20 protein-coding genes and 3 pseudogenes are annotated in these 23,924 nt (G+C 68.3%); 10 read left to right on the top strand and 13 right to left on the bottom strand.

Going from position 1 to position 23,924, the window contains the following annotated elements; genetic code table 11:
- The 5 genes from AB0I18_RS39370 to AB0I18_RS39350 form a co-directional block, all read right to left on the bottom strand.
- On the bottom strand, window positions 1–425 hold a 425-nt coding region (locus tag AB0I18_RS39370), incomplete at its 3' end, for a hypothetical protein (RefSeq protein ID WP_363110532.1).
- Window positions 426–548: 123 nt separating this feature from the next.
- On the bottom strand, window positions 549–1,001 hold the full coding sequence (locus AB0I18_RS39365) for a hypothetical protein (protein ID WP_363110531.1): 453 nt from the start codon (window positions 999–1,001) through the stop codon (window positions 549–551).
- Entirely contained in the window at window positions 998–1,519 is a 522-nt protein-coding gene (locus AB0I18_RS39360) for an RNA polymerase sigma factor (protein WP_363110530.1), read from the bottom strand. Before AB0I18_RS39360 ends, AB0I18_RS39365 begins: the two co-directional genes overlap by 4 nt.
- The gene (locus tag AB0I18_RS39355; protein ID WP_363110529.1) at window positions 1,500–1,952 is read right to left on the bottom strand and encodes a DUF3995 domain-containing protein; all 453 of its coding nucleotides are present in this window, start codon (window positions 1,950–1,952) and stop codon (window positions 1,500–1,502) included. Before AB0I18_RS39355 ends, AB0I18_RS39360 begins: the two co-directional genes overlap by 20 nt.
- A gap of 912 nt (window positions 1,953–2,864) precedes the next feature.
- Window positions 2,865–3,818, bottom strand: a complete 954-nt coding sequence (locus tag AB0I18_RS39350) for an NADP-dependent oxidoreductase (protein ID WP_363110528.1) — start codon at window positions 3,816–3,818, stop codon at window positions 2,865–2,867.
- Window positions 3,819–3,902: 84 nt separating this feature from the next.
- Between AB0I18_RS39350 and AB0I18_RS39345 the strand changes: the two genes are divergently transcribed.
- Window positions 3,903–4,475, top strand: coding sequence for a helix-turn-helix domain-containing protein (locus tag AB0I18_RS39345; protein ID WP_363110527.1), 573 nt, complete (start codon window positions 3,903–3,905; stop codon window positions 4,473–4,475).
- Between the two features lie 106 nt (window positions 4,476–4,581).
- Here AB0I18_RS39345 and AB0I18_RS39340 read toward each other — a convergent pair whose 3' ends face one another.
- A complete protein-coding gene (locus AB0I18_RS39340; protein ID WP_363110526.1) occupies window positions 4,582–4,812 on the bottom strand; it encodes a hypothetical protein in 231 nt (76 codons plus the stop codon).
- 36 nt (window positions 4,813–4,848) lie between these two features.
- Here AB0I18_RS39340 and AB0I18_RS39335 point away from each other — a divergent pair.
- Window positions 4,849–5,373 (top strand): annotated as a pseudogene (locus AB0I18_RS39335) (transposase family protein); the annotation flags it as partial.
- 115 nt (window positions 5,374–5,488) lie between these two features.
- On the opposite strand, the gene AB0I18_RS39330 reads toward AB0I18_RS39335, so the two are convergent.
- Window positions 5,489–6,454: a WYL domain-containing protein gene (locus AB0I18_RS39330; protein ID WP_363110525.1), complete on the bottom strand. Its 966-nt coding sequence runs from the start codon at window positions 6,452–6,454 to the stop codon at window positions 5,489–5,491.
- 130 nt (window positions 6,455–6,584) lie between these two features.
- On the opposite strand from AB0I18_RS39330, the gene AB0I18_RS39325 reads away from it, so the two are divergent.
- From AB0I18_RS39325 to AB0I18_RS39315, 3 genes are read left to right on the top strand one after another with little or no spacing between them, the layout of a single operon-like run.
- Window positions 6,585–7,910 carry an FAD-binding oxidoreductase gene (locus tag AB0I18_RS39325; protein ID WP_363110524.1) on the top strand — a complete coding sequence of 442 codons (1,326 nt, stop codon included), beginning with the start codon at window positions 6,585–6,587 and terminating at the stop codon, window positions 7,908–7,910.
- Window positions 7,911–7,934: 24 nt separating this feature from the next.
- Window positions 7,935–9,662: an ABC transporter ATP-binding protein gene (locus AB0I18_RS39320; protein WP_363110523.1), complete on the top strand. Its 1,728-nt coding sequence runs from the start codon at window positions 7,935–7,937 to the stop codon at window positions 9,660–9,662.
- The gene (locus AB0I18_RS39315; RefSeq protein WP_363110522.1) at window positions 9,659–11,587 is read left to right on the top strand and encodes an ABC transporter ATP-binding protein; all 1,929 of its coding nucleotides are present in this window, start codon (window positions 9,659–9,661) and stop codon (window positions 11,585–11,587) included. The genes AB0I18_RS39320 and AB0I18_RS39315 overlap by 4 nt, the downstream gene beginning before the upstream one ends.
- Window positions 11,588–11,783: 196 nt before the next feature.
- Here the strand turns inward: AB0I18_RS39315 and AB0I18_RS39310 are convergent, their stop codons facing one another.
- The 3 genes from AB0I18_RS39310 to AB0I18_RS39300 form a co-directional block, all read right to left on the bottom strand.
- Window positions 11,784–12,173: a hypothetical protein gene (locus tag AB0I18_RS39310; RefSeq protein ID WP_363110521.1), complete on the bottom strand. Its 390-nt coding sequence runs from the start codon at window positions 12,171–12,173 to the stop codon at window positions 11,784–11,786.
- A 915-nt stretch (window positions 12,174–13,088) separates the two neighbouring features.
- A complete protein-coding gene (locus AB0I18_RS39305) occupies window positions 13,089–13,538 on the bottom strand; it encodes a spore-associated protein (RefSeq protein ID WP_363110520.1) in 450 nt (149 codons plus the stop codon).
- Window positions 13,539–13,953: 415 nt separating this feature from the next.
- Window positions 13,954–14,991 (bottom strand): pectate lyase, encoded by a 1,038-nt coding sequence (locus AB0I18_RS39300; RefSeq protein WP_363110519.1) that lies wholly within the window; start codon window positions 14,989–14,991, stop codon window positions 13,954–13,956.
- A gap of 612 nt (window positions 14,992–15,603) precedes the next feature.
- Between AB0I18_RS39300 and AB0I18_RS39295 the strand changes: the two are divergent.
- The 5 genes and pseudogenes from AB0I18_RS39295 to AB0I18_RS39275 form a co-directional block, all read left to right on the top strand.
- Window positions 15,604–15,723, top strand: a pseudogene (locus AB0I18_RS39295) (3-hydroxyacyl-CoA dehydrogenase family protein); the annotation flags it as partial.
- A 122-nt stretch (window positions 15,724–15,845) separates the two neighbouring features.
- Window positions 15,846–16,352 (top strand): annotated as a pseudogene (locus tag AB0I18_RS39290) (enoyl-CoA hydratase-related protein); the annotation flags it as partial.
- Window positions 16,238–17,515 carry a PHB depolymerase family esterase gene (locus AB0I18_RS39285; RefSeq protein WP_363110518.1) on the top strand — a complete coding sequence of 426 codons (1,278 nt, stop codon included), beginning with the start codon at window positions 16,238–16,240 and terminating at the stop codon, window positions 17,513–17,515. The pseudogene AB0I18_RS39290 and the gene AB0I18_RS39285, both read left to right, overlap by 115 nt.
- 317 nt (window positions 17,516–17,832) lie before the next feature.
- Window positions 17,833–18,459, top strand: coding sequence for a dihydrofolate reductase family protein (locus tag AB0I18_RS39280; RefSeq protein WP_363110517.1), 627 nt, complete (start codon window positions 17,833–17,835; stop codon window positions 18,457–18,459).
- On the top strand, window positions 18,456–19,298 hold the full coding sequence (locus AB0I18_RS39275; RefSeq protein ID WP_363110516.1) for an alpha/beta hydrolase: 843 nt from the start codon (window positions 18,456–18,458) through the stop codon (window positions 19,296–19,298). Before AB0I18_RS39280 ends, AB0I18_RS39275 begins: the two co-directional genes overlap by 4 nt.
- A gap of 244 nt (window positions 19,299–19,542) precedes the next feature.
- On the opposite strand, the gene AB0I18_RS39270 is transcribed toward AB0I18_RS39275, so the two are convergent.
- From AB0I18_RS39270 to AB0I18_RS39260, 3 genes are all read right to left on the bottom strand, one after another.
- Window positions 19,543–19,953 carry a YciI family protein gene (locus tag AB0I18_RS39270; RefSeq protein WP_363110515.1) on the bottom strand — a complete coding sequence of 137 codons (411 nt, stop codon included), beginning with the start codon at window positions 19,951–19,953 and terminating at the stop codon, window positions 19,543–19,545.
- Window positions 19,954–20,576: 623 nt separating this feature from the next.
- Complete coding sequence (locus tag AB0I18_RS39265; RefSeq protein WP_363110514.1) at window positions 20,577–21,542, bottom strand: YihY/virulence factor BrkB family protein; 966 nt, start codon at window positions 21,540–21,542, stop codon at window positions 20,577–20,579.
- Window positions 21,543–22,030: 488 nt separating this feature from the next.
- Window positions 22,031–23,902 (bottom strand): hypothetical protein, encoded by a 1,872-nt coding sequence (locus AB0I18_RS39260; RefSeq protein ID WP_363110513.1) that lies wholly within the window; start codon window positions 23,900–23,902, stop codon window positions 22,031–22,033.
- Window positions 23,903–23,924 lie beyond the last annotated feature (22 nt).

Raw genomic sequence — 23,924 nt, 5'->3', positions numbered from 1 at the left:
CCAGGGATCGCCACGGCGTAGCGCTGACCGACGCGGGCCGACAACTGCTGGCCGACGCCGGTCCGCTGCTCGCCTCCGCGCACGCGGTCCACCGCGGGGTGTCCGTGGCCGCCCGTGCCAGCTGGCGGCTGATGGTCGGCTTCCGGGCCGGCATCCCGGTCATCCCGGCGGCGCGGGCGTTCGAGGCCCGGCATCCGAACGTGGTCGGCCATGACAGGTTTCTCGGCGTGGCCGTCGAAGACGGCACAGCGCGCGAACTCGGCGAGCTTGGCTTCGGCCTCCGCGCCAACTGGGCCGGTCAGCACCGTCCGGTCGGCGTCCGCGCTCACCTCGGCGAGGTACTGGCTGTGGGCGAGGGCTTGTTCGGCTTCGACCTCGTCGCGGAAGCCGGAGTCACTGGTCCCGGCGTAGCTGTCCCGTCTCACTCAATCGAGTCGTTTCTCAACGAACCGAGTCGTTCGGGCTTCCGTCTCAGGGCGAGGACCGGCCGGCACGTCGGCTTCGAGTCGTGGACCGGCTCCGGACCCCCAGAGCCGGTCGCTTCCCGGTCACAGCAGGGCCGTCAGGCGCTGAACGCTGCGGATGCCCTCACGACGTACGCCCAGGGGGATCAGGGCGGCATGGGTCGGCAGGCGCACGCCCCCAGTGAACGCCACCCGAGTGCCTGGGCCTTCGGGCGCCGCCGCCACGCCGAGCAGCAGGAACCGGCTCTGCAGCCAGCACCAGCCGGGCCGCTGCACCCCGCGCAGTCGTGCCCGCATCCCGTACCTGCTGCGCACCATCGCCTCTACGCGCTCGCCCTGCCGACCGACGACGCGCAGCTGCTCCATGTCGGGCACGACCTGCCCGAAGGCTCCCTCCAGGTCGCCCAGCAGGGCCCAGACCCGTTCGAAGGGGGCGTCGATGTGCGCCTCGGTCACGTGGGCACCGCGAATGCCGCCGGCCAGGGCGTGCAGGCGGCGTACGGGGTCGAGGTCGGTGGTGGGCCAGGGCTCGTTCATGACGTCCACGCCTTCCGGAAGGTGTCGCGGGCCCGATGCAGCCGCGACTTGACGGTGCCCGTGCGCACGCCGAGCAAGGCGGCGGCGGTGCGCTCGTCCAGGCCCTCGACGTCACGCAGCATCAGCACCGCGCGGTGCTCGGGGGAGAGCCGGTCCAGTACGTCCCTGATGTCGGCGGAGAGTTGGGGGTCGCCGCGAGCGGGAAGCGCGCTGAGATCGGCCGGTACGGTGCGAGCGGCTCGGTGCGCGGTGCGGATCCCCTCCCGCACGGCGATGGCACGGACCCAGCCGTGCAGGGCGGCCGGGTCCTTGAGGGTGCGTAGCGACTTGAAGACCGCCACCAGGGTCTCCTGCGCAGCGTCCGCGCCCTGGTCCAGGGCTATGGGCGCGCAGACGCGGCCCACGTACGGGGCGAGGACGTCCAGGAGTTCGGCCATGGCGAGGGTGTCGCCACGCTGGGCGGCTCGCACGAGGCGGACCGTCCGGTCATCGGATCGTTCATCGGGCACGGGCCGCATCCTTCCACCGCGCCACGCGCAGAGCGGCGATGGCCAGGACGGCGCACAGTGGGGTGTAGAGCATGAGGTTGAGCCAGTAGAAGGCGGTGCCTGTCTCCTTGGCGAACAGCCAGTAGATCCCCGCCAGAGCGCGCAGCGAGAGGCCCGCGGCCACGGCCAGGGTGCCGACGCGGAGTAGCAGGTGGCGGGGCCGGCGAGAGTGGGCGAGGACTAAGGCGGCGGCGGTGAGGAGCAGGGCGACAAGAGGAAGCAGGATCGGTGGTGTGAATGACACGTCCGTACCGAGAACCGCGTGGGAGAGGCTCCTGTCGTCGGTTGCGGGCCAGGTGGCTCCCGTCGTCCAGTACAGGTGGAGCACAGCGTCCACGGTGAGCACCGAGACGACGAGCGCAGCAGCGCGGGTCGGGGCGGGGGTGGCAGGCCGGTACAGCATGGGTCCTCCTACGCGGCGAGGGGTTCCGTCGCCCTGTTGAGGAGCCGCGCACGCGAAACGTTCCCTCGGAGTACGTAAATTTCAGAGACGTGCGAAGCCCACCCGGGCCCAGCTGTCGAGCCGGCTTCCGGTGCCACGGCGATCAAACGCGTCAACATCGAGTCCGTGGGCGGCCTCGCCCGTTCCGTGAGCTTCTGGAACGGTCTGTCGCTGTCCTTCTCAACGAACCGAGTCCAGTCCACATGTCTCACCCAATCCAGTCCACGCAGGTAGGCGACATATGGACGACTGGCTTCGTTGAGACGGGACAGTAGCCCTCGAACATCTCAATGCGTCGGTGGCGATACTGCAGGGCGCCGGCGATGGTGCCGCCGGGGCGACGGGCGATGGACCAGGCCAGGGTGCGGCGAAACTGTCCGGCACGTGGTGGTGGTCCTGGCGCTGCCGGTGGCTGGGCGAGTTGGGCGGTTTGGCGAACAGGCAGGGCTCCTCGTCTGCCTGAAGCCGCTCCGAGACGGCGACAGCGCGGGCAACCGGAGTAGTGACAATCCGGGTCGCTGCCACGCCGTGAGCTTCCTCGCCCTTGAAGGCGGGACTGTGCAGCCGGTACCGGTAGGCGTGAGCGTCCGGGTCACGTTGCCCACTCACGCAGCCGCGCTTCAGGTGCTTGATTACTGGTGGAAGGTACTCATTCCAACCATGCGCTATTCCTCACCGGAGACGAGGACCTGACCGGCGCCGGCATCGCGGTCGCGGATGGCAGCGCCAGTTGTTGGGCAGCCAGCGCGCTGCATCGTCGTGCGTCGTCGACTCCAACCGCCACTCGAACGTCCTCTTCCGCCGAGAAGCGGGAGTTGGAATGGATCACCGTCTTGTTCGGCAGCGGGATCGCCTGGCCAGGCGGGAAGGCGGTCACAGGACAAGCGTGAGCTTGCCGCCGGGCCGACGGGACTGGCTGAGCTTGGCAGCCTCGTGGATCTGGTCGAGGGTGTAGGTGCGGGCGACCGATACGGCCAGGACGCCTTCGCCGGCCAGCCGGGCAAACTCGTCCAGCCGGTCGTAGCGCATGTCGATGTGGACGATCCGGGTACCCAGCTCGGTCGCGGCGGCGAAGTCGGAGACGGTGAGGACGCGGTCGGGGTCCCCGGTCAGCTTGATGAGGGCCGGCAGCGAGCCACCGGCTGGGCTGGTCTGATCGGGCCGGTCGATCCGGCCGCCGGTCGGGGCCGTGTCCAGGGCACGGTCGACGCGACCTCCGGCCAGAGCGGCGACGCGTTCGACCATGCCGTCGCCGTAGCCGGTCACCTGGGCGCCGATCTTTCCCAGGGCGGCGGCCCGCGCCGGCCCGGCGGTGGCGATCACCCGGACACCCCGGTGCAGCGCGAAGCGCACCGCCGCCTCGCCGACGGTGGAACCCGCGCCGTGGACGAGCAGCAACTCACCCGGCTGGACGCCGAGGCCGTCGAGCGCGTGCCACGCCGTCTCGGCCGCCATCGGCAGCGCGGCTGCCTGCTCGACGGTGACGCCCTCGGGAACGCGCGCCCAGGCCGACATCAGCGCGTACTCGGCCGCCCCGGCCGTCGGGCCGTCGAAGGTCGCCGGGCCGAACACGCCGTCGCCGATCTCGGCGCCGGTGACGCCCTCACCGAGCGCGTCGACGGTGCCCGCGGCCTCGAAGCCGAGCCCGCGCGGCAGCGGCGGTAACCGGTCTGCGAGGAGGCCGTCGACCACCGCCCAGTCGGCCGGGTTCAGGCCGCACGCCCGCACGGCGACCCGGATCTGGCCGGGTCCCGGCTCCGGCTTCGGGACCTCACGGAGCACGATCACGCCCGGGGAACCGAATCGGTCGAACTGTAGAGCCTTCATAAGGATCTCCTGAGCTATGACAGCATCTGTTGTCATCGATCATAGTACTGCGACGACAGCCTCTGCTGTCATATGCTGGTCGGTATGCCGAGATGGGAGTCCGACGCACAGGGCCGGCTCGAGCGCGCGGCGCTCGAGCTGTTCGAGACGCAGGGATTCGAACGCACCACGGTCGCGCAGATTGCGCGCACCGCCGGTCTGACCGAGCGCTCCTTCTACCGCTACTTCCCCGACAAGCGGGAAGTCCTCTTCGCCGGCCACGAGCTCGAGGCCCACCTCGTCGCCCAGGTCGAAGCGGCCGCCCCGGGCCTCACGCCGTTCGAGGCGCTGCTGACCGCGCTGGGGACAGCCGACGAGGTCTTTCGCTCGCGCGAGTTCCTGCTGCGCCGCGTCGGGGTGATCACCGCCAGCCCGGCACTGGCCGAACGCGACCTGATCAAGCTCGCCGACATCGCCGGCGCACTGGCGCGGGCGCTCGAGCGCCGCGGCGTCGAGTCCGGCGAGGCACGCTTCATCATCGACGTGGCGATCGCGATCTCCCGGCGCGCCACGTCCCGCTGGCTGGCCGACCCGGACGCGACCTTCTCCGAGCTCATCGCCCAGACCGCCGCCGAACTGCGCGAGGCGGTCACGCCGCGAACCCCGACGATCCGCTGAGCAGTACCGGCTGGGCTCCCCGCAACGGCGATCAAACCCAGCCAGACGTTGCAGCTGGGCCGGGCGTATGCGTTGCCAAACGCCCTCTCATGCCACTGATCGGGAGCTATTCGTCCCGCTGTGGCTTGCCGTGCTCTGCGGCTCGTGCGGCGAGGTAGTCGGTCCACTCTCGGCGTGCGTAGGTGACCGAGCGGACGGCGGTGTTGACATGCAGGCCGAGGAGGTCGGCGAGGATCGCGGCGGGTAGGTCGGCGGTGAGTGCCGCGAGTGCGGGACTGTCAAACGAGTGGCTCTGGCCCGTAGTCGGTGGTGACGCCGGGTAGCCATTCACGGTCATGATCTTGCGATGGAGGTCAACTCCCGTATCAGCACGGTGTTTTCCGGGTTGTCGGTGCTCGTCGTCGAGGACGTGGAGGACTGTGGTGACGCGGTGGTGGTCACGGCCCGCACGCGGGACGTGGCGGTGCCGTGTCCGGTGTGCGGGACTTCGCCGGGGAAGGTGCACGGGTATCACCGCCGGACGGTGACGGACGTGCCGGTCGACGGCCGCCCGGTCGTCGTCTGCCTGCGGGCACGGCGGCTGGTCTGTACGGTCCTGGGCTGCCGGAAGCAGACCTTCCGCGAGCAGATTCCGGGACTGCTGAGCCGCCATCAGCGCCGCACAGTGCGGCTTGACTGGCAGATATCCCAGGTAGCGCGGGAGTTGTGCGGCCATGCGACCGCACGCCTCGCCGGTCTGCTGGCCGTGCCCATCTCCCGCAGCACCGCACTGCGTCATCTGCGGCGCCTGCCACTGCCGCAGCAGGCCGTCCCGCGGGTGATCGGCGTGGACGACTTCGCCCTGCGTCGGCGCCACCGCTACGCCACGATCATCACGGATGCCGAAACCGGCCGACGCGGCGGCCTCCAACGAGCTGGGGCCGCCCTCCTTCGCCAATTCCTCGTCCGCGTCTTCACCGTCGCGGTGGTTCTTCCACGCTTTCCACGCCGCCTTGAGATCTAGATGTTGCGGGTCAGGACGTTGGTGACGGCGCATAGTGGTGGGCGAGGTCGGTGGCGAGGTCGCGGAGGTGAGCCCTGGCTTCGGTGGGGCCGTGCACAGTGATGGCGCTCCCGAACGGCAGTAGTGCTCGCACGTCCTCCAGATGCAGGAAGCGGATTGTTACCTTGTGGCCGGTGGCGGATTCTTCATGGTCGTCCGGGACGAGTCGTTGGCCAAAGATCCGTTGCGCTCGCTCGATCTGGGTCTGGTCGATGGTGGCGCTGACCTCTATCGCGTGGTTGTGTTCCCACTGATCGATGAGCGCTGCGGCGACGGTGGCCAGGGTCTGGCTCTCGCGGATCCGTCGTGGCTGGTCGACTTCATTCCACGTCGTGATCCGTTCGAGTCGGTACATCCGTGGCACTCGGGCACAATCGGCGACGAGGTACCAGATGCCGGCCTTGGCGAACAGCCCGTAGGGATCCACGACCAGGTCGCGTGGGCATGACTCGCGTGGGCTGTCGTACTCGATCCGTAGCCGGCGACCTCGCCGCACTGCGCCGATCAGCGAAGCCGGAGTCGTGCCGAAAGCTCGTGCCTGGAGCCAGGGACGGCTGTCCACGTGCACCACGTCGGTGAGCGGCAGGAGCTCATGACCTCGACGTGACTGTGTAGCGACGATCTTGGAGAGCGCGCGCCGGCTTTCGACCGATGCGTTGAGCTCCGCACGTTGCTTCTCGTCCAGCCCGGTGAGCGACAGATGATCACGCTCGTCCGGCGTGAGTCGCGTGAGGTCGAGTCCGGATCCGGGTGGCATGGTCACGCCTCCGAGGCGGCCCCGTTGTGCGGTCACCGGCAGTCCGGCGTCGCGGAGCCAGTTCAGGTCTCGGGTGATGGTTCGAAGGGACACCCCGAGCGCCGAGGCAAGTTCCTGTGTGGTCACGGCATCCCTCGATTCGAGGAGCAGCATCAGGGTGAAGAAGCGATCTGGGGTCACACACCGATCTTTTCAGGAATTGCGACACGATGCGGCGCATATCCCGGTCAGGCTGGTGGATGCGTACCTACGAGCTGCCTGTTCGCCGTGGGTGTGCGCACGCACCCCCCGATCCAGAAAGGTGCTCGCGATGAGTGCCAACACGACCGACGCCGAATCACCGGTGGCGTACCACCCAGAGTCTGCCGAGTACGACGAGCACCGTGCCGGCTTCCAGTTGCGGGAGCAACATCAGCCAGCCCACGTGGTGGCGGCACGGGCCGCCGGCGACGTGGTGGCGGCCGTCCGGCACGCCGCGGAGTCATGTATGCCGATCGCGGTCCAGGCCACGGGACATGGACTCGCCAACCCGCTCGTCGGTGAAGGTGTATTGGTGTCGACGCGAAGGATGGACAGTGTCGATGTCGACCCCAGTGCCGGCACCGCATGGGTGGGCGCTGGAGCGCGGTGGCACGACGTGATCGAGGCCACCGCACGCTACGATCTGGCACCGCTGTCTGGGAGCATGCCCGGTGTCGGCGCTGTCTCCTACACGCTCGGCGGCGGCATCGGGCTGATGGCTCGTCGCTACGGCTTCGCCGCGGACCACGTCACGCGCTTGGAGCTGGTCACCGTCGACGGCTCCCTGCTGACGGTTTCGGAACACGAGGATCCGGACCTGTTCTGGGCGCTCCGCGGCGGTGGCGGGAGCTTCGGCATCGTGACCGCGCTGGAGATGGCTTTGATGCCGGTCGCCAAGCTGGTCGGGGGCGGTCTGATGTTCGACCTGGGCGAGACGCCGGAGGTGGTCTCAACCTGGTTGCATTGGACGGCGACAATGCCCCCGGAGATGACCTCGGCGATGACCACGCTTGAAGTTTCCAAGCGGCACATGGCCCATGTCCAGATCGCCTACCTGGGTTCGGCTGCGGAGGCAGACGAGTTGGTCGCCCCGTTGCGGGCGTTGAAACCTGCGTACGACGGTTTGCAGGAGATCCCGTACCGGCGGTCCGACACCGTCTTCAGTGAACCGGATCAGCCGCATGCGTATCTCGCCGACAACGTCTTGTTGCGGGCGATCGACGAGGAACGCCTCCGCGACGCCATCGCCGCATCGGCGCCAGGCCGGTCGGTTCGCTCCATCGTTTCGGTTCGTCATCTCGGTGGGGCGCTGTCCACTCCGCCGAGGGTGCCGAACGCAGTCAGCCACCGCGAGGCGATGTACCTGCTGTGTGTCGTAGGTGTGGTAGCCCCGACAACCAAGTCGAACGCGGCAAGTGCGCGGGCGCTGCAGGATGAACTGTTGGCCGGCTGGTCCGGGACCGCCGTAGGCAGCTCGCCGAACTTCACTCTCGGACGACCCGACCAACGTACCGCCGCAGCACTGTTCGACGCCGAGCGTCGTGACCGATTGCTGCAGCTGGCCCGTAGGTACGACCCCGCCGGACTGTTGCACCCCAGCTTCGTCATCGCCTGAGCACCTCCTACGAAAGGTTGACCGATGCGGCTGGTCCTTGCTCAGTTCGCCAAGCACCGATGGTGGTTCGCCGGCCTGATCGTCTTCCAGTTGGTCAGCGTCACCGCCACCTTGTATCTGCCGACGATCAATGCGGATCTGATCGACAACGGCCTAATGCGCACGGACGTCGGGCACATCTGGACGGCCGGCGGGTGGATGGTGGTCGTCAGTATCGTCCAGTTGCTGGCAGCGGCGATCTCGTCCTATGCCGGAACGCGCGCGGCCACAAACGCTGCGCACGACCTGCGGTCAGACGTCTACGACAAGATCGCGACTTTCTCCAGCCGGGAACATCAGGACTTCGGCACGCCGACACTGATCACTCGCAGCACCGACGACGTCCAGCAAATACAGGCGTTCCTGCTCACCTTCGGCACAGTGGCGGCCGCCGCACCGATCACGATGCTGGGCGGGGCCTATATGGCGTTGCGTGCGGATGCTGGCCTGTCCCTCCTGATCGTCGTGGCAGTCGTCGTACTGGGTGTGGTGTTGGCGGTGGTCCTTCGCTGGATGACTCAGGTGTCGCGCCGGATGCAGGACCGGCTGGATGCGATCAACCGGGTCTTGCGCGAGCAGTTGATGGGTCTCACGGTGATTCGCGCGTTCACCCGCGAGCGCTTCGAGGCCGAGCGGTTCGGGCAGGTGAACAACGAGCTGGCGGTGGCAACCCGGTCGATGGGGCGGCTGAACGGGACGTTCGTTCCGGCCGTCATGCTGATCACCGATCTCTCGATCTTGGCCGTGGTGTGGTTCGGTGGCCACCGGGTCGAGTCGGGACAGCTGCTGATCGGCGGTCTGACAGCCTACGTCACCTACCTGGTCCTGATCCTCGGGGCAGCCATGATGGCCGCCTCGGCGGTGATGATGTTGCCAAGAGTGATGGTCGCGGCGGAACGTATTCAGGCGGTGCTCAACTCCACCCCTATGCTCCGGCCATCGGGCGTACCCGCCAGCTCGGTCCCGATCCGCGGTGAGTTGGAGCTGCGCGGCGTTGCGCTGCGGTACCCGGGCGCCGATGCCGACGTCCTGTCCGGCATCGACCTACGGGTTGAGCCCGGCAGCACGGTGGCGATCGTCGGATCGATGGGTGCCGGCAAGACCACCCTGCTGTCGATCGTCGCGAGACTTCAGGACGCGACATCCGGATCCGTCCGGCTGGACGGCGTTGATCTGCGCACCATCGATCTCACTGTGCTGCGCGGTCAGCTCGCGATCGTTCCGCAGCGTTCGCTGCTTTTCAGAGGCACGGTCGCAAGCAATCTGCGGCTGGCCAGGCCGGACGCCACTGACGCCGAGCTCTGGGAGGCGCTGGAGGTCGCGCAGGCTCGCGAGTTCGTCGCCGCGATGGACGACGGACTCAAGTCACCGATCGCCCAGGGTGGAACGAACGTCTCCGGCGGCCAGCGGCAACGGTTGTGCATTGCCCGCGCACTCGTTGCCGCCCCGCGCGTCCTCCTTCTTGACGATCCGGTCTCGGCGCTCGATTCCGAAACATCCGCACGGCTACTGGCAGCGCTGCGCACAGCCACGGCCGACGCGACAGTCCTGCTGGTGTCGCAGCGGACTGCCAGTATCCGCAGTGCCGAACGGATCGTGGTGCTCCACGAGGGCAGCATCGTCGGCGACGGGACACATCAATCACTGATGGACAACTGTCAGACGTACCAGGAGCTCGTGGCTTCGCAGGACGCGATCGGGGTATCGGCATGAGCCGCCGGGAGCGTGGTCAGCTCGAAGACGGCGCGAGCTTCGCCGCAACGTCGCGCCGACTGGCAGGCCTGTTCCGGCAAGTCCGGGTGTCGGTGATCGGTTCGTTCGCTCTGGCTGTGTTCGGCGTACTGGCCTACCTGGTCGGCCCGCGGATCTGGGGCCGTGCGATCGATGCGGTGTTGGCCGGCACCCTGGGCGCCGGTTTGCCAACAGGACAGACCAAAGAGGCTGCCGTGCAGGCGCTGCGCGACAGCGGCCGAAACAGCTTCGCGGACATTATCGACAGGCTGAACGTCACGCCCGGGTCCGGCATCGACTTCGGTTATGTAGGACATCTATTGCTGATAGCCGCCTGCCTATATAGCTTCGGCACCCTGGCGGGATTCAGCCAGCAATATATCCAGAACAGCGCGATCGCTCGCATCATGGAAACTCTGCGTAACGACGTCGAGGCGAAGCTCAATCGGCTTCCGGTCCGCTACCTCAACGGCTCTTCGCGCGGCGAGCTGCTGTCACGGATGACCAACGACATCGATAACATCGCGACCTCGCTCAGCCAGACGCTGACCCAGTTGCTCTTCGCCCTGCTCACCGTCGTCGGCGCACTGGCCATGATGCTGAGCATCTCACCCCTGCTGACACTGCTTGCGTTGATCTCGATACCGCTGACCCTCGCCATCGGGGCCGTGATGGCGAAGCGAAGCCAACGGCTGTTCGGCGACCAGTGGCGACTGACCGGAGAACTCAACGCGCATATCGAGGAGTCCTACTCCGGCCACGAACTCGTCACCGTGTTTGACCGCGGAGGCGCGTTCCGCGAGACGTTCGCGAACAGGAACGCCGAGGTGAAGAAGGCGAGCCATCTCGCGCAGTTCATGTCCGGCCTGATCGCCCCGCTGGTGCTGTTCATCGGAAACCTGAGTTACGTCCTGCTCTGCGTCGTCGGTGCCTTCAGGGTGATCAGCGGGCAGCTGACCCTGGGCGGAGTCGTTGCGTTCGTCCAGTACTCGAGGCAATACTCACAGCCACTCGGAATGCTCGCCTCGATGTCCAACCTGTTCCAGTCGGGTATCGCGTCGGCTGCCCGCGTGTTCGCCCTTCTCGACGAGCCGGAGGAGGACCCTGCTAGCCAGGGACGGCTGCCGGCCGTTCGGCCGCGCCGGATCACGTTCGAGCACGTGTCGTTCGGCTACAACCGCGAGCCGACCATCAAGGACCTCGACCTGGTCGTCGAGCCGGGGCGGACCGCAGCGATCGTCGGCGCGTCGGGCGCCGGGAAGACGACCCTGATGAACCTGCTGATGCGGTTCTACGACGTTGGCAGTGGACACATTCTCGTCGACGGCACAGACATCACCTCGGTGTCACGGGACACGTTGCGCTCCGAGATCGGGCTCGTTCCTCAAGAGCCGTGGCTGTTCGGCGGGACCATTCGCGACAACATCGCCTACGGGCGGCCGGATGCCACACTTGAGCAGATCGAGCAAGCTGCTCAGGCCTGTGGTGTCAGCCACATCGTGCACGCTCTTCCACAAGGCTACGACACGGTGGTCGACAGTGCGGACGGACGCCTGAGCGAGGGCGAGCGACAGCTGATTTGCATCGCGCGCGCGTTCATCGCTGACCCAGCCGTGCTGATCCTCGATGAGGCCACCAGTGCGGTCGATGCCCGCACCGAGCTCCTCCTGCAACGGGCGACCTCGCGGCTGCGGCATGGCCGCACATGCCTGGTGATCGCCCATCGGCTCTCCACCATCCGGGACGCCAACGTCATCGTCGTACTGCAGGACGGTCGGATCGTGGAGAAGGGAACGCACACGCAGCTACTGCGAGCCGGCGGTGAGTATCACCGGCTCAGTCAGTACCAGTTTCACGAGCCGAGCACCTTGCCAGCTCTGGACCCCGACCAGCATTCGTCGCGATGAGGAGTCCGAAGTGAGACTCGACCTGCCGATGGCGCCGCACCGGGCGCGCCTTGTCAATTTCGGAGGAGACAAAGCGATCGCGTCGCGTCTCCCAATTGGCTGTTGCGGGTCAGGACGTTGGTGACGGCGCATAGTGGTGGGCGAGGTTGGTGGCGAGGTCGCGGAGGTGAGCCCTGGCTTCGGTGGGGGCGGGCGGTCAGGCGTCGGGGGCGACTTCGGGGTGCGTGAACCGCACGGGCTTGCCCAGCGACCGGGCGTAGGCGATTTCGGCTCGGGTGCTGTCTCCGATGTAGTCGCCGACTACGAGCACCTCATCAGCGAGCCGGATCTTCGCTCGATGCAGATCGTCGAGTCGAACCTTCAGCGTCTCGGCCTCGACAGGATCGGACCCAAGTTCGTGCGGCGACTTCATGTCACAGCCCGGTTTGACGACAATCCTTCCGGCTTTGGTCTCCCGCAGATCGGCCTCGGTCACCTCGGTCATGAAGCGGGTGGAGCCGCAGATCACGACGATACGCGGGAGGCTCAGCTGCTTCTTCGCGTCGGCGAGTTTCTCCTCGGGGGTGAGCGGTTGCGGGGATGACACTGGTTCCTCCTGGTGGGGTGGTCCAAGGGGTGCCTGCGGAGACGAGCATGAGGGCGTCCGAGTTCGTCTTGTGGCGAACGACGTGGACACCCTCGCCATGATGCGGACCGCCCGGCGACAGTACCCGGTGCACGGCCCCGCAATGCCACCCGGGCGCCCCGGCAGCCTCGTCAACGAGATGGCCACCCAATGGCGCTGAGCTGCACCAACGTGAACCACTCGCTAACGCCACAACCCAGAACCCCACAGAAGCGGCCGTTGCCGGATTCCACGGCGCTGGACGGGGAGTTGATCGTGTGGGAGTCCGAGCGGCTCGCGTTCGAGCGGCTCCAGGGCCGGCTGCGACGGCGCGGCGGCCCGGCTCGCCGATCGGTGGCCCGGCCAGTTCGTCGCCTTCGACCTACTGCGGCTCGCGGGTACGGTCACCCAGGGGCCGCGCGCGAGGACTTGTTCACCGCGTATCAGCTGACGGCGCCGTGGGCGCTGTGTTGACCACCGGTCCGGCCACCGTGGGCGAGTGGCTGACATCGCGGTCTGCGGTCGGTGACATCACCCCGCCCGCCGGCACCGCACCAGACCCGACCTCTCCCCCACCGACCTCCCTACTCGGCACCGCGCTGACCTGCCGTTCAGTGCCGGGCCAGGCCGGCGCCTCCTTGCAGCGCAGCGCCCTGCGGAGCAGCCGCTGTCCGGGACGGACCCCGGACAGCGGCTGCAATGAAGAGCGTGGTCGTGAAGGGCGGTCGCCTACGCGGCGAAAGGCTCCATGAGGCTTCAGCCGAACGATCGTCCTCATGGGCTATAGGTGAGGCCCGGGGACACTGTCCCCTCCACAACCACGCTTCCTGTAACCAGCGCGCCCCAGCAGATGTTCCCCCGCACAGGCATGCGCTGGTGTTGGCGTCGAGCGGTGGGTCAGCGGATGGAGGTGACCCGGTGCTCCTTGCGGGCAGCGCAGTTGGTGTCGTTCACCTGCACATACACGTTCTTGATGCTGCCGCCCCAGCTGACGCAGTGGCCCTTGCCGTATACGTAGGCCGGTCCCGCGTACGAGGTGTACCGCCCGTAGTCCTCGGCGTACTCCTGGGTGTCGGGGATGTGGATCCAGGTGGACATGTCCACGGCGGTGCCCGGGGTGTTGCGGATGGTGGCCACGCAGTTCTCGCCGTTCGCGGAGTTGTACGTCAGGTAGACAGTGCCCAGCGAGCCGATGGGTGCCGAGTTGACGGTCTTGTAGGCACTTCCGCAGACCTTCTGCGGCGTGGTGTTGGGTGCCGCGGAGGCGGGCGCCGCCAGGGCGGTCGTGGTTCCCACCGCCAGAGCAGCGAATGCGGCGACAGTCAGGGCAGAACGGTTGAATCTCATGTTTCCCCCTTGTGTGCTTCGGAGTTGGTCACTCTCGCCTGGTGTGACACGCGGGACAGCCAAACGGTTGCGTGCCGTGCAGGAAAAGAGTTGGACCCAGAAGCTCGGTGGGAGGGGTGGGACTCCACCCCACCCAACTGCCCGCCGCCGCAGTAGGAGCCTGGGCACCGACACCACACAGTGGCTCTACCGGCGGCGCCGAGCCGCGCTCGAGGACCTGTTCACCACAGCGCCCGGCGCGGTGATCCCGTCCCAGCCCTCTCACTCGCGACCGTCCACGAACAGCGGCGGGCTCCGGATGCGCAGATCAGGCGGCTTCAGGCAGCTTCGGGCGGCTGGTGACCGGTGACAGCGGAGTGCCGGCCTCCGAAACGAGACCGGCACCCGACATGCAAGTGATCCAGGGCAAGACCGTTCAGGAGCCGATCTTCCCGACCCCCACCCCGGCCCGGACGAGGGAGGGAACGTCGGCCGTCGGGTCCAGCGTGTACGAGTAGTACGTGCGTGGCTCGGCCACCGTCCCGTTGGTCTCGCAGGTACCAGACCCGGTGAAGACGTTGCTGCGCTGCACCAGACGGCCCGGCCCTGACTCGTCGTACCCGCTGGCGGAGTAGCAGGGATACGGAACGCTTTCGAAGTAGTTGCCCTCGACCACCACGCCCGCGTTCATGGTCGATGCGACGCCGTATATGGCGTTCCCCTTGTAGTAGTTGTTGTAGATGTGCACCGGCTCACCGAACCGCACCCGCGGATGCCGCTGACGCGAGCCGTCGAAGAAGTTGTGGTGGATGGAGACTTTCAGTTTGGCCGCGTCCTGGCTGCCGTTGCCGTCGGAGTGCCCGAGCAGCATGCTCTTGTCGGTCTTGTTGAACCAGTTCCACGACACGGTGACGTACTGGGAGGCGCGGACGATGTCGATTGCCCCGTCGACCGGTGCGACGAACTCGTTGTGGTCGATCCAGATGTGGTGGGACTCCTGGCCGACGTTGACGGCGTCGTCCTCGGCGTTGGTGAACTTGAGGTTGCGCACGATGACGTTGTAGGAGCGGTAGAAGTCCAGGCCGCCGCCGTTGATGACCGCCGAGGAACCGACCCCGATGATGGTCTTGTTCGGGCGCACGCCCTGCTTGCTGGTGATGTTGATGGTGCCCTGCACCCGGATGACCAGCGGGCCGGTCGTGTCGATGTAGTCCAGGAACTGCTGGGTGTTGGTGGCGGTCACGGTCGGCCCGCCGGCTCCGCCGGTAGTGCCGTTCTGACCGAGCGCGTTGACGGCGGCGAAGCCGGTGGGGGACGTCTCCGCCAGCGGTGCCAGGGTCTGCGCGGCGGCGCTGTCACTGCCGGCCGACACCGCCGTTCCGCCGAGCAGCAGGGCGAGCGCGAGAGCCGTAACGCCGCGTAAGGCACGTAACGGCCGCTTCGGTACGGGGAGTTTCAGGAGCGACGACCTCATGCGGTTCCTCCTCAGCTGAGTGAGTGGATCTTTCCGATGCCCGCACCCGCTTGCACCGGGGCGGGGCGGCCCGGAGTGGGGTGGGGTGGGGTGGGTACTTTGGTTGGCTTGTCGGGTGTGCCCGGGTGGACGGCGAGCGGCTCGGCTCTGTCGGCGGACTCGCAGGTGCCGGAGCCCGTGGCACGGTTATGGCGCCGCACCGTGCCGCCGAGGGCCGGGCGGAGGCGTACCACGAACAGGACGAACAACAGGACGAGGACGACCACTGCAGCCTGGACAACAGACGGCCTCATCAGACTCGCCGACGGCTGCGCCTGATGCCCTTGGCGTTCCTGACGGTGGCACTGGTCTGTACTGGGTCGAGTACATATCGGCACTCCCCTGTCAGGAGATGCGCCCCGCGCGGCGGACGCGCTCAGGCGCGAGCGGAAAGACAGAAAGCGCTTTCTAATGTGTCCCGGACGTTACTCAGATGTCCCGGGCATGTCAATGACGCCTTCGGCGACGCCTTGCCCGCCCCTGGGCCAGTCCCGGACCCGTCCCTCCCCGCCGTGACACGGGTGGAGAAAGCCAGCTTGATCCACCGCGCCCCTTCCCGACGGTGGATGGAAGCCCCTCCCGGTCCCGACGCCGCAGTTCAACGAACCGCTGTACGCACCGCCGGCTCTGCTGCGCCGCTTGGTCACGGCGGGCCACCTCGGCCGCAAGAGCGGCCGAGGAAACTTCACCTACCGGTTGGAGGGACGGGTCCCAGGCCGGTCGGGCGAAGCACGCCGCCTGCACCGCGCCGGCCGTGAAGCATCAACTCGTCCCGCCCACCGCAGGCTTGCGTGAGGCAGGACACCAGCATCGGCATCGCGGCCGCAGACGCCCTGCTCGGTCAGCCGGAGATCCCGGCCGGCCTGATAGCGAGCGCCGACGGCACGCAACGACGGCCCCGGCCCATCGGCTCCCCCAAGGCGAAAGACCTCATCTTCACCGGCCGACAGGTCAAGGCCACCGAGGCGTTGGCGTTCGGACTGCCACCCGGCCCAAGGCCCGCCGTCACCGTCTGGAGAACAGCGAAGCACTACCTGTCCACTACGCATCGACGCCGGGAACGTGCCGATGGTGCTCGCCTGCGTCTTGCTCACGACACTGCCCAACCTGATCCTGTACATGACGGGCCACTGTCAACTGGAGGTGCTCACCGCCGGATTCGGCACCCAGGCCGAGATGAAGCCTCCCCATCACTCAAGGAGTCCGCATGGCAACACCGATCAGCCGTCGCGCCATTCTGGCCGCCGGCACGGGCACCGCCGCCGGCCTATCCCTGCCCGGCGTCGCCGCGTATGCCGACGACCCCGCAACCACCAGCGTGAGATTCACCCTGAACGCCCAGGTGCTCGACGGTGGCGAACAGGTCACCTCGATCACCCTCAACACCGCCCGGCTCGGCCCGATCGACCCGGCCAGTCTGAGCACCGCCACCTTCACGGTGCACGCCAAAGCCACCAGCCCGATCCCCATCGCCGCCGACGACGTCATCTTCAGCGAGTACGACCTCGACCGTACGGTGACCGCCGTCCGGCTCGACCATCGCGGCAATATCGTCCTCGACCTGAGCTACGCCGAAGGCCAGATCGGCGGCAGCACCCTCGGCTACATCGCGGGCAAGGGCCGCAACGTCATGCTCGACCTCGCCTACACCATCACTCAGCACGCCCCGATCGCCTTACGCGACCACCGATCGATCACCATCAAGAACTTCGTGCAGGGCCGTCGGCTGTCGGACCCCGAGGTCGACGCGTTCAGCTCCCACGTCTCCGGCTCGGGAATGAAGTACCGGCTGTACTCGCCTACCCGCTCCCACTCCCCCCGACGAGGCAAACACCCGCTGATCGTCTGGCTGCACGGCGGAGGCGAGGGCGCCTCACTGCCCGACAACTACTACGACAACGAGACCACGCTGCGAGCCAACCGCGGCGCACTGGGCTTCGCCACTCCCCAGGCACAACGCATCTTCGACGGCGCCTACGTCCTCGCCCCGCAGAGCACCTCCGCCTGGATGCAGGACGGCCCCCGCTTCGCTCCACGCATCCGCGAGATCATCGGCGATGTCGCGAGCAGGAACCGCATCGACCACGACCGGATCTACGTCGCCGGCTGCAGCAACGGCGGCTACATGAGCATGAAGATGACCACCGTCTACCCCACCCTGTTCGCCGCATCCGTGCCGATCTGCGGCGTTGTCACGTCCTTCCCGCCCGGCGGCGCACCGCTGATCCCCGACGCCGAACTGGCAAAGATCAGCATCCCCAGCTGGCTCGTCACCTCCCGCGACGACACCACCGTGGACCCACAGGCCAACACCGCCCACGCGCACGACCTCATCCCCGGCTCACTGATGACGCTCTACGACCACGTCATCTGGAACGGCCACCAGTTCGCCGGCCACTGGTCGTGGATCTACGTCGCCCGCAACGACCCCAGCAACAACGGAACGCACATCTGGCAGTGGATGGCCGCACAGCACCGGCGCTGACCGACGGTGCACTGCTGTCATCGGCGGCCGGGCGGAATCAGCGGACCTGGATCGCCTGGTTTCGCTACGACTGGCCATGCGGCGGTCGTCGCCTTCACGGATGGACGGCCGGAGCCCTTCGCCCGGCCATTCCGGGCACCAAAGTGGCCATAGCCTTTGACCTGCGCATATGACATATGCGCCTCTGAGGTACTCCGGGGCGGCCGTCCGCCGTACGTCCGACGTGCCGCTTCGGGCGTCGTGCTGTCAGGTTCACTTCCGGCACACGCCTCGTGCGTGAGCGATGAGTTCGGGCGGCGGATCGGGTCTGCCTTGGTATGACTCGAATCATCGCTGACATCTCCGTCTCGCTCGACGGCTTCGTCACCGGGCCCGACCCCGGCCCGGACAACGGTCTGGGTACCGGCGGCGAGGCTCTGCACACCTGGGCGTTTTCCGACGACCCCGACGACCGCCGGGTCCTGCGCGAGGCGACCGCCCGCTCGGGTGCCGTCGTTCTCGGCCGCCATCTCTTCGACATGGTCGACGGGCCGGACGGCTGGGACGACAAGACCGGCTACGGCGCCGGCGAGGTCGGCAAGCCCGCCTTCGTCGTCGTGACAAGTTCGCCGCCGGAGTCGGTGCGGCTCACCGACCTCGACTGGACGTTCGTCACCACCGGTCTGCCCGACGCCGTCAGCGCAGCCCGCGAGCGGGCCGAGGCGGCGTCGTCGGACCGCGGCGAGGACCTCGACGTCGTCCTCATGGGCGGCGGCGCCACCATCGGCTCGGCGCTCGATGCCGGGCTGGTCGACTCGCTGACGCTGCACCTCGCGCCCGTCGTGCTGGGTGCCGGGACGCCACTGTTCACCGGCGGAGCGCCGCGCACGCTGATGCAGCGGAGCGTGACCTCGACATCGACCGCGACGCACCTGACCTACGACGTCCTCCCGGTGATCCGATGACCACTGTCAACGTCAATGAGATCGCCTTGGGCATCGAGTCGTTCGGTGACAACGACGCGCCACTCGTCCTGCTCGCGGGCGGCACGACGATGCTCTCCTGGCCCGACGCACTGTGCGAGCGCCTCGCCGTCGGCGGGCGCCGCGTGGTGCGCTACGACCTGCGCGACAGCGGAGAGTCGACGACGGCGGCCTCGAAGGCGCTCCCCTACACCCTGCGCGACCTCGCCGCCGACGCGGCGGCCCTTGCCGACGCGCTCGGCGGCGGGCCCGCGCACCTCGCGGGGATCGGCGTCGGCGGGATGGTCGCCCAGGTGGCCGCGCTCGACCATCCGGGCGCGTTCTCGGCGCTCACCCTGGCGGGTACCCGCGCGGTTGCTCCCGGCCGGCCCGACGCCGACCTCCCCGACCATGACCAGGCGACGATGAGCCGGCTCTTCGCGCGTCCGATGCCCGACTGGGCCGACCGCGAGGCGGTGGCGGACTTCGCCGCAGTCGGCGCGGAGATCCTCGGCAACGACCCCGTCGCCGCGCGCGCGATCGCCGCGCGTATCTGGGACCGCACGCCCGGCACCGCAGCCCCGGTCCAGATGGCCAACCAGATGGGCATGGTGTTTTCCAGGCTCGACTGCAAACCCCGCTGGCGCGAACGCCTGCCCGAGATCGAGATGCCCACGCTCGTCGTCCACGGCCGCCGCGACCGGTTCTTCCCCGTCGGCAACGGCGAGGCGATCGCGCGCGAGATCCCCGGGGCGCGGCTGCTCGTCCTCGATGAGGCCGCCACCGCGATCCCCGATGCGGCGGTCGACGAGGTCGCAGAGGCGATGCTCACCCTCGGGTAGAGGACGGCGTGTGCCGCGCGGGTATGGCGTCCGCGCGGCAGCGGGTGTCGCAGGCTCGACTCGGCCGCGCGCCCGCGCCCGCGATCGGCGCCGGCGGAACTCTCGAAAACGGTTCCGACAGCTGCGGTGACCACGCCGCGGCCTGACGCCACGCCAAGCCGAACAGGTCGTGCCGCGGATCACGCGCGCGACGTGTTGGCGGCCGTGCCCCGCGAGGGAGCCAGGGCCTCGTCCGGCTGAGGGGTCACTCCGTGATGGTGGGCGACGACACGCCGTAGAACGGGCGCAGTTCGAGCCACTCGTGGATCGGCTTCCCACCTGCTCCGGGGGCGGCCGACAACTCCCCGGCCAGCTCGACAGCGCGCTCGTGGCTGTCGACGTCGATCACCATCCAGCCGGCGATCAGGTCCTTGGTCTCGGCGAACGGGCCTGCGGTGACCGGCGGGCACCCCTCGCCGTCGAACCGGACGAACGTCCCCTCGGGGGCGAGCGCCTGAGCGTCGACGAACTCGCCGGTCGTCTCGAGCCGGTCCGCGAAGTCGCGCATGTACTGCATGTGCGCCGAGATCTCCTCCGGCGCCCACTGGTCCATGGGGACGTCGTTGACCGAAGCCGGGGCGCCGCGGTAGTGCTTGAGCAGCAGGTACTTGGCCATCGTGGTTCTCCTCGGTACTGGTGCGGCCCGTTCCGGCCGCGTTCACCACGGGGACGGAGCCGGTCACGGGTTCTCGACATCGCCGCCCGAATTCTTTTGGCTCTCGTGGACGAGCCCGAGGGATCCGCCTCACGGCGTCCGGGTCGGCGAACGGTCGGCGGACTGCTCGCTCCGTCCCAGTGCGGCCTTCCCTGGACGGGCTGGTCGTTCTCCGTCTGCCTGTTGAATTGGCGTGTCGAAGCCGATACAGAAGGGGCAGGGCAGTGCCGGCATGGCGCGTGTGCTGGGTGCTCACGACGGAGTTCGTGGACCCGCCGCAGCGCTCGGCGCGAGGTCACTGCGCCGGACGGTCGCCCCTGGTCACCACCCGGCGAGCCGGTGCCGCAGTGCGGCATCATTACGGGCCGGGACGTGAGCGTGCACGTACGGCCCGCAGGTCAGGGAGCCCACGCCGAGCATGGTTGTAGAGCGGGCAGCGCGCGGGCGAGCACGTGGACGGGAATGCCACGCACTGTCACGCGACGGGCATGTTGCGGCGGCTCAGTCGCGCCGACGTTGTCCAAGTCGGCCCGCGTGGCGCGTGTCAGGCCTCCTCGGCCCGCAACATGTTTCACGGGTCGGGGTCACGGTCCCGATCCTGGATCCGGCTGCACGGCCTCGGTGATTCCGGCCCGGGCCGCTTCGAGCTGTGCGGCGAACGCGATGCCCAGGAACAGCGCCACACCGGTCAGGTTGGCCCACAGCAGCAGGGCGACGAACGCCGTCAGCGGTCCGTACAGGTCGCCGAATGATCCGCTCCTGGCAACGTAGAGCGCCAGTAGCCACGTGGCCGTGATCCACAGGACCAGGTGTACCGCCGAGCCGAACGCGAGCCATGTGTAGCCCGGCTGGTCCCTGCGTGGAGCCCATCGGAAGATCACCGCCGACGCGACCCAAGCGAGAACCGCGCCCAGTGGCACTTCGAGGGGCCGCCACCAGTCGAGCCACTCCCGGGGCCAGCCGAGCGCCTCCACCACCGCGTTCCCGACGGCGTCCCCCGCGACGAGCACGAGAAACCCCAGGACCATCGGCATGCCCGCTGCGAGGGCAAGGAGCAGGGACCGCCCGTACTTGGTCAGGAACGGCCGATCGCGTTCGATGCCGTAGATGCGGTTGGCGCCCCGCTCAACCTGCCCCATCGCCGAGGCGAGGTTGAGTACGGCGAAGGCCAGTCCCAGCCACATGGCGATGGCGTTCCAGACTCCGGAACCGGCGCTGCGCGCGGTGGCGTCCAGAGCGTCCTCGACCAGACTCGCGCTGGCGCCCGGCACTATCTCGCCCAGGGTGAGCCCGATGATCCGCCCCACGCTCTCCGTGTGCACGGTGGTCGCCACGCCGACCAGCGCAATGGTGAACGGCACCAAGCCCAGGACCACTTGGAACGCGAGCGAACGGGAGTTGGTGAAGCCGTCGGCGTAGCGGAACCGGGCGAACGCGTCGAGGAGCAGTCGGCGGCCTCCGTAGTGCCTCAGCGCGGTGAGCGCCTCGTCTCCGGAAAGCTCGTCCCCGATCATGTCCCGCGTCTGTGGGACGTGCACAACGGTCCCCATCGAGAACGTCTCCTCCTGTCGTTCGTACGGCCAGATGAGGAACGCGATCTTGCCGCCGGGAGAACCGTACAGCCGGACCGACTGGCGAGCACGTCTCCACCATCGTGAACCGACGGGAGCACTCAGGGCACCGGCGGCGCCCGCTGGGTGCCGGACCGGCAGGCATCGAGCGACCCGAGCCCAACGCCGCCTGAGCCGGCAGGGCTTTCATCGAGGCGTCGGGACCGTAACGTTCCGGCAGTCATGGCTGTGGCTCCGGCGCAGGTGGCGGCGGCGATGAGGGCGGCGCCCGCTGACCGGCGCGGCCGCGACGATGCCCGCGAGCAGCAACGTCGTATCGTCGACCAAGCCCGTGGCTTCCCGGTGACCCTTCTGCGTAGGAACCGACCGGCACGCGGCGCGCAGGCGATGTGGTGCACGGCGGCCCGGCGGACCCGCGTTCCGCCGGCGGCGCGGACCGCGGCCGCGCTCTTCGTCCGCCGCAGGCATCACCGCGTGCTCGGGTGGGTGCCGCCGAGTTCACGATCGAGGTCCAGTTCGTCCGAGACCATGGCGCTTCGAGCGCCCTCCGCGAACGAGGGGAAGGCGATCCTCTCGGCGAGGAAGGCCCTGCGGAAGTCGACAGTGGTGCGGGCGGGTATGGCCCTTGCCGCGGTCAGCAGAGCGTGGGCGGCTGTGGTGCGGTGGGCGCGACGGGCCGAGGCCGCCCGGCTGATGAGCAGCAGTCGGCGAATGACCGGTGGCAGGTCTTCCGGGATGTCCGCGAGCAGGGCGGCGGCGGTCTCGTGCTGTCCGACGCCGGACAGCCGGTCGGCGGCGAAGATGCGTACCACGGCGGCGTGGGACGGGGCGTCGATCGCGGTGTAGTGGTCGGCGGCCTGGTTCGCCGCGGCGACGGTTCCCTCGAAGTCGTGCAGATACTGAGCTACGTTGCTGCGACGGCCCGCGACATCGGCGCGGGCCGTTTGCTGTGCTCGGTGCAGCCCGGTGCCCGGTCTGGGCGGAAAGCCGGCGTCCACCCGGTCCAGCATCTGGTCCGCCAGCTTGAGGAGCCCGGTGCAGGACGAGTGGTCGAGTCTCACTCGCTCACCCCAGGGCAGGGGCCAGTACACGCCCGCGGTGGCAGCCGAGGACTGAGCACTGAGCTCGGCCAGTGTCGCCGTCATCCGCGGCAGTGAGTAGTCCAAGGGGCGACGTATCAGCCACCATCTGCGCCGGTAGAAGGTGTCGGACACCCACGCGTCGAGCAGACGCTTCCGTTTCCCGAACGGCGCCTTCAGCAAGAGCATCACGTCCGCGATACGCCGTGCGCCGCGGGTTGCATTGACCGCGGTAAGCCCTGCGTGGCCGAACCCGATGGCGAGAGCCAGGCCCGAGGCCTCCATCAGCTTCTGCGTCGAATGGAACACGCCACCGACGAGGAAGGGGAAGGCCGCGCAGACCAGCACGAGCTGGTCGGTACCGAAGAGGAACCGCGTCGACCGGGTGAGCAGCCAGGAGCGTCGTCGCCCGTCGAAACGTGGTTCGACCAGCGGGTGAACCATCGCCACGACGAAGGCGAACAGGGCCACCTTCCAGTAGTTGACCGACGGGTGGGACGACGACCACCGCGCCAACAGCTCACCGAGCGGCCCGGAGGCCACCACCACAAGCACCAGGAACACACCGGTGTCGGTGATGCGGGCCTGGAGACGATGCGGCATCAACAGAGGCCGTCGGGCCCGGTCATAGGCAAGAAGCATGCCCCACAGAAGCAGCGCGCAGACGATCCTCGCTTTCAGCTCCCCCTCTCCTGAGATCAGGAGCACCAGCAGCAGAGGGAGAACGCAGACCAGTCTGGCCGTCACTCCCCAGAACACGTCGGACGGACCCGGAAGGACGGGCTCCATGCCACCCGGCAGTTGTCGGACGAGGCGCGAGTGCGGGTGGTGCAGTGCTGCGCGCGACCACGGCTCCGGGTGGGGCAAGAGTCTTGGCTTGCGGCGAATCATGCGTAGTGCCGCGCCGACCAGGAGGGGAGAGACGACCCAGGCGAGCGTGCTCGTTCCGCCACCGTCCACGGCGAACACCGCGGCGGCGGCCAGTCCCGTCGTGGCCATGCCCGCGAGTCCCGCGACCAGGCCGGCCGCGAGCGGGATCAGCGCCGACTGCCCCGCGAGTGAGGTCACCAGGTCGTCGAACCGTCCGGAGAGCGGCACCAGGACGATCGCGAGGACCAGGTCGGCGCCGAGGAGGAACCGTCCACGCGGCGTCGTCCCACCTGCCTCGCGCCACCGCAGCAGCGCGAAGACAAGGCTGGTGCCCACCAACAACGCCCGGGTGAACTCGGAGGGGTCCGAGCCGGTGGTCTCGATGGTCACGTCAGCCTCCGCCGCCGCACTT

The sequence above is a fragment of the Streptomyces sp. NPDC050704 genome (genome assembly GCF_040654355.1).
Classification (GTDB): Bacteria; Actinomycetota; Actinomycetes; order Streptomycetales; family Streptomycetaceae; genus Streptomyces.
The sequence above is the reverse complement of the archived record's forward strand: the minus strand, read 5'-3'. Positions and strand labels throughout refer to the sequence as shown.

Excerpts from the sequence above, each read along its gene's own strand:
- AB0I18_RS39365 (WP_363110531.1), bottom strand. The coding sequence starts at position 1,001 with ATGAACGAGCCCTGGCCCACCACCGACCTCGACCCCGTACGCCGCCTG.
- AB0I18_RS39360 (WP_363110530.1), bottom strand. The coding sequence starts at position 1,519 with ATGCGGCCCGTGCCCGATGAACGATCCGATGACCGGACGGTCCGCCTC.
- AB0I18_RS39355 (WP_363110529.1), bottom strand. The coding sequence starts at position 1,952 with ATGCTGTACCGGCCTGCCACCCCCGCCCCGACCCGCGCTGCTGCGCTC.
- AB0I18_RS39350 (WP_363110528.1), bottom strand. The coding sequence starts at position 3,818 with ATGAAGGCTCTACAGTTCGACCGATTCGGTTCCCCGGGCGTGATCGTG.
- AB0I18_RS39345 (WP_363110527.1), top strand. The coding sequence starts at position 3,903 with ATGCCGAGATGGGAGTCCGACGCACAGGGCCGGCTCGAGCGCGCGGCG.
- AB0I18_RS39340 (WP_363110526.1), bottom strand. The coding sequence starts at position 4,812 with ATGACCGTGAATGGCTACCCGGCGTCACCACCGACTACGGGCCAGAGC.
- AB0I18_RS39325 (WP_363110524.1), top strand. The coding sequence starts at position 6,585 with ATGAGTGCCAACACGACCGACGCCGAATCACCGGTGGCGTACCACCCA.
- AB0I18_RS39320 (WP_363110523.1), top strand. The coding sequence starts at position 7,935 with ATGCGGCTGGTCCTTGCTCAGTTCGCCAAGCACCGATGGTGGTTCGCC.
- AB0I18_RS39315 (WP_363110522.1), top strand. The coding sequence starts at position 9,659 with ATGAGCCGCCGGGAGCGTGGTCAGCTCGAAGACGGCGCGAGCTTCGCC.
- AB0I18_RS39305 (WP_363110520.1), bottom strand. The coding sequence starts at position 13,538 with ATGAGATTCAACCGTTCTGCCCTGACTGTCGCCGCATTCGCTGCTCTG.
- AB0I18_RS39300 (WP_363110519.1), bottom strand. The coding sequence starts at position 14,991 with ATGAGGTCGTCGCTCCTGAAACTCCCCGTACCGAAGCGGCCGTTACGT.
- AB0I18_RS39285 (WP_363110518.1), top strand. The coding sequence starts at position 16,238 with ATGGCAACACCGATCAGCCGTCGCGCCATTCTGGCCGCCGGCACGGGC.
- AB0I18_RS39280 (WP_363110517.1), top strand. The coding sequence starts at position 17,833 with ATGACTCGAATCATCGCTGACATCTCCGTCTCGCTCGACGGCTTCGTC.
- AB0I18_RS39275 (WP_363110516.1), top strand. The coding sequence starts at position 18,456 with ATGACCACTGTCAACGTCAATGAGATCGCCTTGGGCATCGAGTCGTTC.
- AB0I18_RS39270 (WP_363110515.1), bottom strand. The coding sequence starts at position 19,953 with ATGGCCAAGTACCTGCTGCTCAAGCACTACCGCGGCGCCCCGGCTTCG.
- AB0I18_RS39265 (WP_363110514.1), bottom strand. The coding sequence starts at position 21,542 with ATGGGGACCGTTGTGCACGTCCCACAGACGCGGGACATGATCGGGGAC.